The organism is Polynucleobacter sp. AP-Sving-400A-A2, from assembly GCF_018688155.1.
Taxonomy (GTDB): Bacteria; Pseudomonadota; Gammaproteobacteria; order Burkholderiales; family Burkholderiaceae; genus Polynucleobacter.
Window position 1 is genome coordinate 257,274 of record NZ_CP061312.1, and the last position, 13,873, is coordinate 271,146.

Genomic DNA, 13,873 nt, shown 5'->3' on the forward strand with positions numbered 1-13,873 from the left:
GTTTTACTTCTTTTGATAGCGCGTTGGATCACTTAAGCTAGCTTGCTTAAAGCCTACCTGTCTTAGGCGGCAAGATTCACACTCACCACACGCTTCACCCAAATCATTTGCTTGATAGCAAGAAACGGTTTGTGAGTAGTCGACGCCTAATGTGGTGCCCAGTTGAATGATTTCTGATTTGCTCATGCTGATGATCGGCGCATGAACCCGAAAGCGATTCTCATTATTGAGCGCCTCAACTCCGGCCTTAGTCGCCAGGTTCGCCATCGTCTCAAATGAGGCAACATACTCAGGGCGGCAGTCAGGATAGCCTGAGTAGTCAACGGCATTAGCACCATAAAAAATATCTAGACCGCCTAATGACTCAGCCCAGCCTAAAGCAAGTGATAGCAAAATCGTATTACGAGCAGGAACATAAGTGACGGGTATTTCGAGATCTTTGCCTGGGGTAATGGGGATATCGATGGATGAGTCAGTCAGGGCCGAGCCACCAAAACGCGTGAGATCTAAATTGACTATCTCGTGACGAATGACACCCATCTTCTTAGCGATATGTTTTGCTGCTGCCAACTCAGAAGAGTGCCGTTGACCGTAACTCACTGACAAAACATAGGGCGCGTAACCGAGGTCTTTTGCCAGAGCCAGAATCGTGCTCGAATCCAATCCACCAGAAAACAAGATGACAGCTGGCGCATTAGGTTTGCGTGGAGCGATATTCTGAAATGCAGTAGACAGCTTAGACATAGTACGAATATATCCCTATTGGCTACTTACTTTATTGCAGCGAGAAGTTTTTGCGCGTCTTTAGCTGCTTCAGTATCAGGATGCTTGCTGATAATCTCAGTAAAAGTTTTCTTGGCAGCCGCCTTATTACCACTTTCTAGTTGAGCATTTCCGAGTGTCAGCATAGCCGATGGAATGCGGGGATGTGTTGGGTAGCGCTTAATAAGGCTTTGTAGCTGAGCAATTGCACCGGTGTAATCCTTATTTGCGTACTTGCTATTACCGCTCCAAAAGAGTGCTAGAGGTACGTATGGACTTTTAGGGTAGCGGTTCACAAAGGCTGAGAAGCCCTCATCCGCCTTCCTGAGGCTGCCTGCTTGAAAGGCTTTTAAAGCATCATCGTAGGCCTTTTTCTCGCCAGGTTGAACTGTGCCACTGATGCCTTCAATAGTTTCTGTACGGGGCTCAAAATTACCTAAGCGTGTATCAAGATCTTGATAGTAAGTCTTCTGACTTGTATTGATATCTTCGCCTTGTTTCTCCAAGTTTTCAATCTTCCCGCGAAGCTCTGCATTGTCGGATTTGAGTTTCTCAATCTGATTTTGTAAATCCATTTGCGCAGTCGCAAATGATTTACGTAATTCTAAGATGGCCTTACGTGCATCATCATCGGCAAATAGCGCCCACGCATTGTTCGAGGCGCTTAAAAAAAGAGCCGCTGCACTTAAACAAAACGCTCGTGAGAGCGTTTTTATAAAAGAGTGTGAGCGATTAGGCATTAGTTTGTAATGTAAACAATGTCGGCACGGCGATTTTCTGCCCAAGCTGCTTCGTTATCACCTTCAGCTTTTGGTTTTTCTTTACCAAAGCTCACTGCTTCCATTTGATTTTCAGAAACACCCATCAAGTTGAGTGACTTACGCACAGCATCTGAACGACGTTGACCTAAAGCCAAGTTGTACTCTGCAGTGCCACGCTCATCGGTATTGCCTTGAATGATGATCTTTTGCTTAGGATTGGCTTTTAAGAAGCTAGCATGAGCAGAAAGTTGTTTTTGATATTTAGTTTGAACGGTGTACTCATTTAAATCAAAGTACACGCTACGCTGGAAGAGTGGGCTGCTTGGATCATTCCATGGCTGCGAGCCAAAGTTTCCGCTACCGCCACCGTTAGCACCATCGACATCATCTAGTTTGACGCTAGAGCAAGCCGCCAAAAAAAATAGTGCTGTTACACCAACAAAGGCGAGGGTTGCGGCACGGCGTGCGATAGAAATCTTCATGATCTGTCCTTTTCCTACAAACTGAGTAACTAAATAAGCTAATAGCCAATATTATGCTCCTAAGAGCTCAATATTGGCTATTTCGCCAGAAAGATCTGGCTGCCGAACTAGTGCCTAGTTAGGCTTAGTCCATAAATGGTCCCCAAGAGGGCTGGCGAACATCAGACCCAGGAATGCTGAGTACTTGCTTAGAGTTTCCATCTACCGATACCGCAGCCAAAACCCGCTTACCACCCACTTTCGTGGAATACAGTACATAACGACCATTAGCTGCAAACGATGGGGACTCATCGCTAGTCCCATCGGTTAATGCTTGGGCATCGCCTGTTGCCAGATTAAGGATGTAAAGACGGAATGCGCCACCAATATTGGCGATGTAAGCAAGATACTTGCCATCTGGTGAAATGCGTGGCGAAGTTACAAAACCCTGTTTGAAAGTAATACGTTTGGCGCCTTCAACCTGTTCGCCTTCAGCGCTCATGCGATAAATCTGTGGATTGCCGCCCCGATCACTTGTGAAGTAAATGTAACGACCATCAGCTGAATATTGAGGTTCGGTGTCAATGGTGTAGCCACGGGTAAGGCGTTGCAAGCTCGTTCCATCAGCATTGATGCTGTAGATCTGCGTGTTACCGTCTTTTGAGAGGGAGATTGCTAACTTTTTGCCATCGGGTGCCCAAGCTGGCGCACTGTTATTTCCTTTTTGGTTTGAGAGGGCAATGCGGCGGCCGGTAGCGAGTTCGTGAACATAGATGACTGGCTTACGATCTTCAAAAGAAACGTAGGCTACCTTCTTGCCATCAGGAGACCATGATGGGGAGATGATTGGCTCGCCGCTATTCATGGCATTACGAATATTTTGACCATCCGCATCGGAGATCACTAAACGATAGCGTTTACCTTCTTTAATAACGTAAGAGAGGCGGGTTGAGAAAATACCGCGCTCACCCAATAGCTTGAGGATGATGTCATCGGCAATTTTGTGAGCTGCAGCACGCAAATTATCTGCGCTGGAATTAATATTTAAGCCGCCAAGACTTTCGGATTTACGAACATCAAAAAGCTTATAGCGAATTTCAAATTGACCTGCGCTAGTCTGAACCACAGAGCCCACAACCAAGGCGTCTGCACCACGAGCCGCCCAAGATTTATAGTTTGGTGTGCCCTCATCACTTTCGCTGGCATTACCGTTTTCGGTATTTTTAAAGTAGCCACTGCGTGCTAAGTCTTTGCGAATGATGTTAGTCACGCTGGTTGGTAGTTTGCTCTCATCCTTAAAGCGCATCACGGCGATGGGATAGAGGGACTGGCCTACGCCGGTGATTTCAATATTCATTTGCGCTAGCGCTGAAGAACTCAGTCCGGCCATTGATAGCACCGCTAGGGTTACTGACACTACTGATGAAAAATACTTTTTAGCAACTTGCAACATGCTTTAGTCCTTGGGTTTAAAGGTCAGCTTAACTTCTCTTTGAGGAATTTTGCCATTGTCATCTTTTGGCAGACTTTCTGCGCGAGTCAGCGCGAGGAGAACGGCGCGATCCCATCCTGCATTACCACTGGAGCTCACGAGATCTGTACTTAAGATTGCACCATCTGGTGCCAGATTCACTTTAACAACTGCCGCAGGGTTGCCGCTGATAGATTCTGGATTAAATACGATGAGCGGTTTGACTTTCTTAACTACTTTATCCGTCCAGCCAGGAGGCGCATTACCGCCACCACCAACTCCGCTGCCACTAGTACCACCACTACCGCCTTCAGCGCCAGCTGCTGCGCGTAAGCGTGCCAACTGATCTGCGCGCACTTTTTCAGCGGCAGCATTGGCTTTGGTTTCTGCAGGTGCAGCAGCTTTCGGTGCTTCAGTCTTTTTAGTCTTCTCTTTTTCTTTTTCCTTCTCCTTAGGTGGAGGAGGCTTAGTTGGAGTAACTGGTTTGGGCGTTTCTTTCACCACTTCTTTTTTAGGGGGCTCTGGTTCAACCTTCTTTTTCTTAATGGCGATGTCCGCCGCCTCTTCCTTCATCTCGGTTTTGATTTCAGGAACGACAGGCGTTTCTACCTGCTGGCTTGCATCCCAAAGTTCAACTTCCACTCCTGAAGGAGTTGAGTTATTCCAGCTAATACCGATGACTAAGAAAGCAAGCAAGCCTAAGTGCACAGCTAGCGAAAAACTAAAAGCAAGTTTAGTGCTTTCGTTTTTAGTGGGGCGGCCTCGTTTAAAGTTTAATGGGCTTGAACGAAATGTTTGCGCGCTATTCATGTATTCAATACAAAGAAGCTTATTGGCTCTTCACGGCAAGACCGACACGTTTCACACCATTCTCTTTAAGCTTGGACATCACCTCCATTACCACTTCATACTTAATGGATTTATCTGCAGCAAGAACAACAGGTTGCTCGGCAGATTTTTCTGCTTGTGATCTTGCAAATGCACCAAGTTCAAATTTATTTAAGGTTTGAACTGGATCACCATCTTTACGAACAATGACATTTTCATTGGCATCGATGGTTAAAAAGACGGGTGGCAATGATTGCACTTTTGCACCACCTACTGTTGGTAAATTAACGACGCCAGGATTGACCATTGGTGCAGTCACCATAAAGATGACCAGCAATACCAACATCACATCAATATAGGGAACCACATTAATGTCGGACATTGCCCGACGTTTGGAGGATCTTCTCAGTGAACCGGCCATGTTTATTTGCCCGAAGCTTGACGTTGCAAGATGTTGGTGAATTCTTCAATGAAAGTTTCAAAACGAATTGCTAAGCGATCCACATCCGTTGCTGCGCGGTTATAAGCAACCACCGCAGGGATAGCAGCAAAGAGGCCAATAGCAGTAGCCACCAGTGCTTCAGCAATGCCTGGGGCAACTGCCGCCAAGGTCGCGTTTTGTACGTTAGCCAGGCCACGGAAGGCATGCATGATGCCCCAAACGGTGCCAAAGAGGCCGATATAAGGTGAGACTGAGCCCACGGAGGCTAAGAACGGTAGATTGGCTTCTAGCATGTCCATTTCGCGCTGGTAGGTGGCTTTCATGGCGCGGCGGGCGGCATCGATTTCACGAACTTTCATGAACTCCTGCATACCTGCTTCAAAGATATGCTCTAAAACGGCATCGCTGCGGGTATTGCGCTGGGCCGCCTCCAAGAGGGTATTCAGGTCACCCCCAGACCAAAAGTCCCGCTCAAAACGCTCGGTATCTTGTCTGACGCCACGCAAAATGGCAGTTTTCTTAAAAATGATGGTCCAAGAAGCTACAGACATGCTTAGTAATAACATCATTACCAACTGGACTAATAGGCTGGCATTTAGGACAAGAGAGAGAAATGAGAGGTCTTGAGTAGGTGTCATGGTGGATTTTTGTATGATGTAGGTTGATTTTACTTAGTTAATTCACTCAGCAATACAACTTCATCAGGATTATGACCATGTTTGACCGCCAAAATACCCTAGCCAAAACCGATCCAGAATTGTGGGCATCGATTCAGAATGAAAATAAGCGTCAAGAAGACCATATCGAATTGATTGCTTCTGAGAACTATGCCTCACCAGCAGTGATGCAGGCGCAGGGCTCTCAGCTCACTAATAAGTACGCTGAAGGCTACCCAGGTAAGCGTTATTACGGCGGTTGTGAGTTTGTAGATGTGGCTGAGAAGTTGGCGATTGATCGAGTGAAGGCTTTGTATGGTGCTGAGGCGGCGAACGTTCAGCCGCATTGCGGCGCATCCGCAAACCAAGCGGTATTTTTGGCTTTCCTAAAACCTGGCGATACCTTCATGGGAATGAGTTTGGCTGAAGGCGGTCACTTGACCCATGGTATGGCCTTGAATATGAGTGGTAAGTGGTTTAACCCTATTTCTTATGGTCTTGATAAAAACGAAGCGATCGATTACGAACAAATGGAGCGTTTAGCTCGTGAGCACAAACCTAAATTGATTATTGCTGGTGCATCTGCTTACTCTCTCGTGATCGATTGGGAGCGCATTGGTAAGTTGGCTAAAGAAGTCGGCGCCATTTTTATGGTGGACATGGCGCATTACTCTGGTTTGATTGCTGCTGGTGTGTATCCAAATCCAGTACCGCATGCGGACATCGTTACCTCCACAACACACAAGAGTTTGCGCGGCCCTCGTGGCGGCATCATCTTGATGAAAGCTGAGCACGAGAAAGCAATTAACTCTGCAGTATTTCCAGGTTTACAAGGCGGTCCATTAATGCACGTGATCGCAGCTAAGGCGACAGCCTTTAAAGAAGCGCAAGAGCCTAGTTTTATTGAGTATCAAAAACAAGTGATTGCAAACGCAAAAGCATTGGCTGAGACTTTGATTTCACGTGGCCTGCGAATTGTTTCTGGTGGGACAGATTCTCATGTGATGTTAGTGGATTTGCGCGCTAAGAAGATGACTGGTAAAGAAGCTGAGCGTGTATTGGGTGAGGCGCACATAACTTGCAATAAGAACGGCATTCCGAATGACCCAGAAAAGCCAATGGTCACAAGTGGTATTCGTTTAGGTTCTCCTGCAATGACTACGCGCGGCTTTAAAGAGGCGGAAGCACGTCAAGTGGGGAATTTCATTGCAGACGTTTTGGATAATCCAAATGATGCTGACAATATCGCTAAGGTTCGTGCGCAAGTTGCTGAGTTGACTAAGCGTTTCCCTGTTTACGGCTAATACAAATAACTAGCCAAACTAAAACATAAAGAAGAACTACATTGCGCTGCCCTTTCTGCCATAACGACGATACTCAGGTACTAGATACCCGGGTATCGGACGAAGGCGATACCATTCGCCGTCGTCGCCGTTGTGCAAAGTGCGATAAACGATTTACGACTTACGAGCGTGTAGAGCTAGTACTACCAGCAATCGTCAAGAAGAACGGAAGTCGTGTTGAATACAGTCATGAGAAGTTGGTTAGCTCAGTCAAGCTAGCATTACGCAAACGACCCGTCTCATCTGATTCTGTAGATGAAGCGATTGCTCGTATTGAAGAGAAGTTACTCAGCCTCGGCGAAAAAGAAATCCCCAGTGAGCGTGTTGGTGAACTAGTGATGCGCGAACTCAAGCGTCTAGATAAGGTAGCCTACATCCGCTTTGCATCTGTATACAGAAGTTTTGCAGATATTGAATCTTTTGAGAGTGCGCTGAAAGAACTGAAATAAGAATGGCTTTAAAGAAGTAGAGAATTCATTAAACAAAAAAGGACTGCATTGCAGTCCTTTTTGCTTTTACAGGTAAAAATTATTGCAGTTCTGCAAAAATAGAAGCAGTAATGTCATCAACGTTACCTGTACCACTGACTTTGCGATAGGCTGGAGCCTTTACTTTGTCAGCTGCATTACTTTGTGTTGCCCAAGTAGAGTAGTACTCCACTAGTGGACGAGTCTGGTCGTTATAAACCTGCAAGCGCTTGCGGACGGTTTCTTCTTTGTCATCATCACGCTGAATCAAGGCTTCACCAGTCGCATCGTCTTTACCTTCCACTTTTGGTGGGTTGAAGGTAACGTGATAAGTACGTCCTGAGGCTGGATGAACGCGACGACCACTCATGCGATCAATGATGGCCTCAAATGGCACATCGATTTCTAAAACGTAATCAATTGGTACGCCAGCATCTTTCATGGCTTGTGCTTGGGGAATCGTTCTTGGAAAACCGTCAAACAAGTAGCCTTTGCTGCAATCGGGTTGAGTTAAGCGATCTTTTACCAAGCCAATGATGATGTCATCCGAAACGAGGCCGCCAGCATCCATAATTTTTTTGGCAGCAATACCAAGTTCAGTTCCAGCTTTAACGGCTGCGCGCAGCATGTCTCCAGTCGAGATTTGTGGAATGGCAAATTTTTCGCAAATGAACTGAGCTTGTGTTCCTTTGCCAGCACCTGGTGCACCGAGCAGAATTAAGCGCATTGTTTTCCCCTTAGAAGACCCTCATTGTCCCGTATTTTTTCGGGATCTTTTGTTGTCAATTCCTAGGATTATCCCCGAGAACCCCTGAATGATCTGATTCCGGGCTAGCTGACCAAGATACGGCGTACCCGCTCGAGGTCTTCAGCTGTATCAACCCCAGCCGGCGGGGCTTCGCTGGCGGTATGAACGGCGATACGGTAGCCATTCCAGAGGGCGCGGAGCTGTTCTAGAGCTTCAGCTTGCTCAGGTGGCGCCGGTTCAAGGCGGGTGTAAGCCTGCAGAAAGTCGGCCCGGTAGGCGTAGATACCTAAATGACGTAAATGGGTGACGGCTTGCTCAGAGTTTGGATCCCGCACAAAAGGAATGGTGGATCTAGAGAAGTAGAGCGCCTCATTAGAGCGGTTGAGGACTACTTTGACTACGTTAGGGTTATTAATTTCCGCGGTATCAACAATCGGGACTGCCACAGTTGAAATCGCACACGTAACATTGTCGGCCAAAGTTTGAGCAACTTGATTAATCAACTCTGGCGGAATAAGGGGTTCATCGCCTTGCACGTTCACAATTAAAGTATCTGCTGGTAGTTTTAGTAGTTGAGCTACTTCTGCAATGCGGTCTGTGCCAGTAGGGTGATCTGCACTGGTCAATAAACACTCAATACGATATTGATCACACACTGCCTGAATTTCTGTTGAGTCGGTTGCTACTACGACGCTTTGGGCATTGGATTGTTGCGCACGTTGAGCCACACGAATTACCATGGGCTTGCCACCAATATCAGCTAGGGGCTTTCTAGGCAGCCGAGTAGACCCAAGTCTTGCAGGAATAACAACCAAAAACTCAGGAGGCTTGGAGGTGTTATTACTCATTAGATTGCTTGTGCTGGGTCAGTGTTTAGTTGATTTCATCAGCAGAAAGGCTACGGGCTTCATCAACCAGCATGACAGGGATGTCATTACGAATAGGGTAGGCTAAGCGATCCGCTTTGCAGATGAGCTCGTGTTTTTCTGCATCTAAATGCAAAGTACTTTTGCACAAGGGGCAGACCAAAATCTCTAATAAGCGCTTGTCCATATTTGATCTTTGCTATCTTTTATAAAGTGTATTGATTTGGATCGGGTCTTTGCAAAATCGACTGCAACCAATCTGCTAATGTATTTGGAATCTCTAAACTCATTGGAACTACCCAAATGCGTTCATCTTGTACTGAGGTGCATTTTACGGCATCCTTTTCAGTAATGAGGATGCACTCAGCATTAATTGCAGAGAAAAATTCTGGGGTGTATTTGGCATGATCAGGCAAACCAATACATTTGCCTGCAATCCCCTGTTTCAGTAAGTCATTAAAAAAGCGTTGTGGATTGCCAATTGCAGCGACAGCGGTAATCTTATTTGGAATATAGGTATCAGCAATTGAGAATAAAGATTGTGTATTGCTTGGATGATTCAGTTGATAGGGTGCACCCAGTTGGCTGCTCAATGTAAAAGCACGTCGCCCTAAAAAATATTCATCAATATGATTGGATGGTGTCATAGCTCCAGTCATTAAAGTGGCATCTCGCTCGCGTGATGCAGGCTCACGTAAAGGACCGGCAGGTAGCAAGAAGCCATTACCTTCACCACGTTGATCGCGCACTACAAATTCAATATCACGACCCCCTTCGCGAGCAGGCCAGCGCAGCAGACTTCGATGCTGCAAGCCATCATCGCTGATAATGACGTTCACCGAAGGATCCTGCTTTAGTAAAGACTGAATGCTGAGAGTTCGTTTGGGATGAACCCAAATCGGAAACTGATTGTTTGTGCGCTGAGCAATTAAGACAGGTTCATCGCCAACATCTGCAGGATTGGAATCACTTGTTACTTGGCGGGGTGCGCTTAATGCAGATGCACCATAACCTCTACTAATAATCCCAGGCTTCCAACCCATGCGTGCGACTCGTTCTGCTAATGCAATCACGATGGGCGTTTTACCTGTGCCGCCAACTCGGATGTTGCCAACAATAATGATCGGAACCGGCACTGTTTTGCGTCTTCCTAAGTTCAGCTCATCCACTGAATCTAAAGCTTGATTTACCCAACCATAAACCTTAGATAAAGGCCAAAGCACAAGGCTGATTGGCCCGCGGCTTTCCCAAAACCGAGGAGCCTTATTAAAGAAAGAAGTTTTTTTTGGGGATGACATTAAAGGCAATTTATTGAGTTCAATGTTTCGGGTGTGATTGATTATTTCTTGGTAGTTTGACTGCTAAATACGATATTAGCTAGGTTGGCATCACGCGCTGCTTCTAAGGCGCTCATGACTGCTTGGTGGGGGGCTTTAGCATCGGCATCGATATTGACTTGGATGGCATTGTCTTCGTTGAGTACATTGAGGCTATTGCTCAGTTGACTACGATCAGTCACCTTGCCGTTGATTGTAAAGCGCCCATCACGACTGACTGCAATATGAATTTGTTTCACCTCCGACTGACTTGCTGCGCCATTCGCAGTAGGTAGGATGATGGCTAACTCTTGGTAGCGGGTAAATGTAGTGGAGATCATCAGAAAGATCAGCACTACTAACAACACATCAATAAAAGGAATGAGGTTAATCTCAGGCTCTACCGGAGCTGTCCTTACCCCTAGTGAAAATTGACCTCGATGCTGAAGCTTATTTTCTAACCAACTCATTTTGTATCCGCAGAATATGGATAGAGTTTTTTAAATAATTGACGGGTAAATTCTTCGCATTCATGTTGACGTTGATTTGCCATTGCACGCAGACCCCGCCATGCAGCTAGAGCAGGAATCGCAATCAACAATCCAAAAGCGGTGTTGTACAGAGCAATAGAGATGCCGTGCGCTAGTTGTTGAGGGCTGCCAACGCCCTGACTGCCAAAGATTTCAATCATGCCGACAACGGTTCCAAAGAGTCCCAAGAGGGGGGCAATGGTTGCGATAGTGGCCAAGACACCAAGATAGCGCTCTAGCCTTAACCAAGTGGACTGAGCGCTGGCTTGTAATTCTTCCAAGGCGGAGTCTGCAGAGTTTCCAGAGGCTTTTTCACGAAGGATGCAGGCAAAGAGGCTACCAACGGGGGAAAGTTGGCCGACAGCACTAATTTCAGATTCTGAGACTGTTTTTTGCTGGAAAATGGCATTTGCCAGTCCAAATGCCGTTGCTAAGCTGCCCTTAGGAAAAAGGTGAATTTGGCGCAAATACCAAGTACGCTCAATGACAATAGCCAAACCGACAATGGAGATGATTAGAAGAGGCCAGATCGGCCAGCCTGCAGACAGTAAGATTGAGTACATAAGCACAGTACTTTAGCTGAATCAATAACCCGTTTTCACAAAGCTAGCCTGTGGATAACTCTGTGCAAAACTTTTTAGCAAATGTGTTGTAAGTCCTTGATTAATGGTCAAAGTAGCAAATATTAAGAGAAACCTATTAAAATTGGCTTGAAGAATTATTTATATAAATCAATAGCTTGCGTTTGTTTTGTTGGATTTATGAGACGTTTTGGGTCAGTAATTACTTACTTTTAAGTATTAGGCTCAGGGCGTATTAGCTTCTGTGGATATTTATTGACCCATAAGCCCAGTAGTCATGTAGAAAAAGAGAAAAAATGTCTGAAATATCAAGGGAAATTCTGAGTGTTGGCGATCTTAACCGCGCCATTGCTAGCTCTCTGGAGGAGCGCTTCGATACCGTTTGGGTGAGCGGGGAGATCTCCAATTTTAAGGCCTATGACAGCGGGCATTGGTACTTTTCCCTAAAAGATGAAGAGGGTCAGATTCGTTGCGTGATGTTCCGAGGACGTAATGGGCAGGTCGGATTTATGCCTCAATCGGGAGATTTGGTGGAAGTTGCTGCTAATCTGGGATTTTATGTTCCGCGTGGGGACATTCAGCTGACGGTGCAAAGCATGCGCCGTGCTGGCATGGGCGGTCTTTATGAAGCATTTTTAAAGCTCAAAGCCAAGCTCGCCAAAGAAGGCTTATTTGATCTTGAGAATAAGCGTCCTATTCCAACTCATCCGAGAGCAATTGGCATTGTTACCTCACCGCAGGCAGCAGCTCTAAAAGATGTCTTAAGTACGCTTGCTAGAAGAGCTCCGCATATACCGGTTGTGATTTACCCAACCTTGGTCCAAGGACCAGATGCACCTGCCGGAATTATTTCTGCACTGAAGGCTGCCGAAAAAGAAAATGCTGTTGATGTGATTTTGTTGGTGCGTGGTGGTGGCAGCATTGAAGACCTCTGGGCATTTAATGATGAGAAGTTGGCTTACGCAATTGCGCAGTCACCCATTCCAATCGTGAGTGGGGTTGGGCATGAGACGGATGTCACGATTGCAGACTTTGTCGCTGACTTGCGAGCACCAACTCCTACGGGCGCGGCAGAATTGGCAGCGCCACGACGTGATCAAATGCTACAAGAGTTAGACGCCATCATGCAAGCACTGCTGCAAAGAGTGAGTCAGCGAGTAGAGCGTGAAGCGCAAACCCTAGATCAATTGGCCTTACGTCTGAGTCATGCCTTACCCAACCCAGACCGCATGCGAGAGCAAATTAGTGGTTGGCAGAAGCGACTCAACCAAGCTTGGTTAGTCAGGGTTGAGAATTGGAAACGTGATCAAGGCCATTTCCATTCTCAATTAGAAATGCTCAACCCGCAAAGAACTTTAGAGCGTGGTTACGCGGTGATATTAAGCAAGGAAGAGCAAGCAATGCATGCAGTTCGCAATCCGAGTGAGCTCAATACTGAGAATGCGTTTCAGGTGCGCTTAGCCCAAGGCCAAGTAGAGGTTGAGTTTGCAAGGGTTGAAGCAGAGAAGTAAAGCTACAGAATATTTGGCTCAATCTCTAGCTGTACTCCGAATTTACCCAACACCTCTTCTTGAATATTTTTTGCTAAACCCAGGATATCTGTTGATGTCCCGCCGCCATGATTGACTAAGACTAGTGCTTGTTTTTCATAAACACCTACACGGCCAATCCGCTTGCCTTTAAAGCCGCATTGATCAATTAGCCATCCAGCTGCCAACTTTCGTGTTCCGGAGGCATCGGGGTAAGACACGAGATTCGGGAATTCTTTAATTAATTGCTCATATTGTTGGTTACCAACAATCGGATTCTGAAAGAAGCTGCCGGCATTGCCAATTAGTGCAGGGTTCGGCAATTTCTTAGACCGGATAGTGCACACGGCATCAAAAATTTGCTTTGCACTTGGGTTGTAGTTTGACTCAGTAAATTGCCTTGCTAGATCGGCGTACTGTAATCGTGCCTGCCAAGCCTTAGGGATTTTAAAAACAACCTTTGTCACGATAAATCGATTGGGATTTTGCTTGAAGTAGCTATCGCGATAGGCAAACTGACATGCCTCTTGCGGGAGGGTGACAAAGGCATGGGCCGCAGAATCAAATGCTTCGATGCTGTCGATATATTCCCCGACTTCAACGCCGTAGGCTCCAATATTTTGAATGGGCGCGGCGCCAACGGTACCTGGTATCAGTGCAAGATTCTCAAATCCTGGGAGATTGCGCTCTAGAGTCCAGGAAACTAATTCATGCCAATTAACGCCGGCACCCACCTCAAGCCATGAGTAGGCGTCATCCGATTTAACAAGCTCTTGACCAGAAATATTGATGAGTAGAGTTGCTCCAGGCAAGGACTCTGGAAGAATGACATTGCTGCCACCACCCAATACACGCCAGGCTAGTTTTTTATCCTCGAGCTCTTGAATTAAGGCTGGTAACTGGTCCGCGGATGTGATCTCGTAGGCCAATTCCGCCGTGGAATCTAGACCAAAGCTATTCCGGTGCTTGAGCCCCAGATTGGGGGTCAATTTTGCTGGATTGGACGCATTTTTCGCGGAGTTCATGCCACAATCTTATTCGTGTTCGAGTTTCTGTTCGTAATTTATGGAAAAACTTGAAAAGTAACAATGCAATGATTGAATTTGCAGAAT

At 46.3% G+C, this 13,873-nt stretch carries 17 protein-coding genes; 3 read left to right on the top strand and 14 right to left on the bottom strand.

The features are described from left to right. Positions 1-3 precede the first annotated feature (3 nt). From queC to tolQ, 7 genes are all read right to left on the bottom strand, one after another. On the bottom strand, positions 4-744 hold the full coding sequence (gene queC / locus C2758_RS01385) for a 7-cyano-7-deazaguanine synthase QueC (RefSeq protein ID WP_215328808.1): 741 nt from the start codon (positions 742-744) through the stop codon (positions 4-6). Between the two features lie 26 nt (positions 745-770). Beyond that, the gene (gene ybgF, locus C2758_RS01390; protein ID WP_215328809.1) at positions 771-1,502 is read right to left on the bottom strand and encodes a tol-pal system protein YbgF; all 732 of its coding nucleotides are present in this window, start codon (positions 1,500-1,502) and stop codon (positions 771-773) included. Then, positions 1,502-2,005 carry a peptidoglycan-associated lipoprotein Pal gene (pal, locus tag C2758_RS01395; RefSeq protein ID WP_215328810.1) on the bottom strand — a complete coding sequence of 168 codons (504 nt, stop codon included), beginning with the start codon at positions 2,003-2,005 and terminating at the stop codon, positions 1,502-1,504. The genes ybgF and pal overlap by 1 nt, the downstream gene beginning before the upstream one ends. A 124-nt stretch (positions 2,006-2,129) precedes the next feature. After that, the gene (gene tolB, locus C2758_RS01400; protein WP_215328811.1) at positions 2,130-3,437 is read right to left on the bottom strand and encodes a Tol-Pal system beta propeller repeat protein TolB; all 1,308 of its coding nucleotides are present in this window, start codon (positions 3,435-3,437) and stop codon (positions 2,130-2,132) included. Between the two features lie 3 nt (positions 3,438-3,440). Continuing rightward, complete coding sequence (gene tolA, locus C2758_RS01405) at positions 3,441-4,163, bottom strand: cell envelope integrity protein TolA (RefSeq protein ID WP_251369223.1); 723 nt, start codon at positions 4,161-4,163, stop codon at positions 3,441-3,443. A gap of 121 nt (positions 4,164-4,284) precedes the next feature. Continuing rightward, the gene (gene tolR, locus C2758_RS01410; RefSeq protein ID WP_215328813.1) at positions 4,285-4,704 is read right to left on the bottom strand and encodes a protein TolR; all 420 of its coding nucleotides are present in this window, start codon (positions 4,702-4,704) and stop codon (positions 4,285-4,287) included. A gap of 2 nt (positions 4,705-4,706) precedes the next feature. Further along, positions 4,707-5,363: a protein TolQ gene (gene tolQ / locus C2758_RS01415; RefSeq protein WP_215328814.1), complete on the bottom strand. Its 657-nt coding sequence runs from the start codon at positions 5,361-5,363 to the stop codon at positions 4,707-4,709. Positions 5,364-5,440: 77 nt separating this feature from the next. On the opposite strand from tolQ, the gene glyA reads away from it, so the two are divergent. Together glyA and nrdR are read left to right on the top strand one after the other, a co-directional pair. Further along, positions 5,441-6,685 carry a serine hydroxymethyltransferase gene (gene glyA, locus C2758_RS01420; RefSeq protein WP_215328815.1) on the top strand — a complete coding sequence of 415 codons (1,245 nt, stop codon included), beginning with the start codon at positions 5,441-5,443 and terminating at the stop codon, positions 6,683-6,685. A gap of 41 nt (positions 6,686-6,726) precedes the next feature. Beyond that, positions 6,727-7,173 carry a transcriptional regulator NrdR gene (nrdR, locus tag C2758_RS01425; RefSeq protein ID WP_215328816.1) on the top strand — a complete coding sequence of 149 codons (447 nt, stop codon included), beginning with the start codon at positions 6,727-6,729 and terminating at the stop codon, positions 7,171-7,173. 79 nt (positions 7,174-7,252) lie between these two features. Here the strand turns inward: nrdR and adk are convergent, their stop codons facing one another. From adk to C2758_RS01455, 6 genes are all read right to left on the bottom strand, one after another. Continuing rightward, entirely contained in the window at positions 7,253-7,918 is a 666-nt protein-coding gene (gene adk / locus C2758_RS01430) for an adenylate kinase (protein ID WP_215328817.1), read from the bottom strand. Positions 7,919-8,022: 104 nt separating this feature from the next. Beyond that, positions 8,023-8,787: a 3-deoxy-manno-octulosonate cytidylyltransferase gene (gene kdsB / locus C2758_RS01435; RefSeq protein WP_215328818.1), complete on the bottom strand. Its 765-nt coding sequence runs from the start codon at positions 8,785-8,787 to the stop codon at positions 8,023-8,025. A 25-nt stretch (positions 8,788-8,812) separates the two neighbouring features. Next, a complete protein-coding gene (locus tag C2758_RS01440) occupies positions 8,813-8,992 on the bottom strand; it encodes a Trm112 family protein (protein WP_215328819.1) in 180 nt (59 codons plus the stop codon). 19 nt (positions 8,993-9,011) lie between these two features. Beyond that, on the bottom strand, positions 9,012-10,103 hold the full coding sequence (lpxK, locus tag C2758_RS01445) for a tetraacyldisaccharide 4'-kinase (protein ID WP_215328820.1): 1,092 nt from the start codon (positions 10,101-10,103) through the stop codon (positions 9,012-9,014). A gap of 41 nt (positions 10,104-10,144) precedes the next feature. Next, positions 10,145-10,591, bottom strand: a complete 447-nt coding sequence (locus tag C2758_RS01450) for a biopolymer transporter ExbD (protein WP_215328821.1) — start codon at positions 10,589-10,591, stop codon at positions 10,145-10,147. Further along, positions 10,588-11,214, bottom strand: a complete 627-nt coding sequence (locus tag C2758_RS01455; RefSeq protein WP_215328822.1) for a MotA/TolQ/ExbB proton channel family protein — start codon at positions 11,212-11,214, stop codon at positions 10,588-10,590. The genes C2758_RS01450 and C2758_RS01455 overlap by 4 nt, the downstream gene beginning before the upstream one ends. A gap of 314 nt (positions 11,215-11,528) precedes the next feature. Between C2758_RS01455 and xseA the strand changes: the two genes are divergently transcribed. Beyond that, positions 11,529-12,743 (top strand): exodeoxyribonuclease VII large subunit, encoded by a 1,215-nt coding sequence (gene xseA / locus C2758_RS01460; RefSeq protein ID WP_215328823.1) that lies wholly within the window; start codon positions 11,529-11,531, stop codon positions 12,741-12,743. 2 nt (positions 12,744-12,745) lie between these two features. On the opposite strand, the gene murB is transcribed toward xseA, so the two are convergent. Further along, the gene (murB, locus tag C2758_RS01465) at positions 12,746-13,786 is read right to left on the bottom strand and encodes a UDP-N-acetylmuramate dehydrogenase (protein WP_215328824.1); all 1,041 of its coding nucleotides are present in this window, start codon (positions 13,784-13,786) and stop codon (positions 12,746-12,748) included. Positions 13,787-13,873 lie beyond the last annotated feature (87 nt).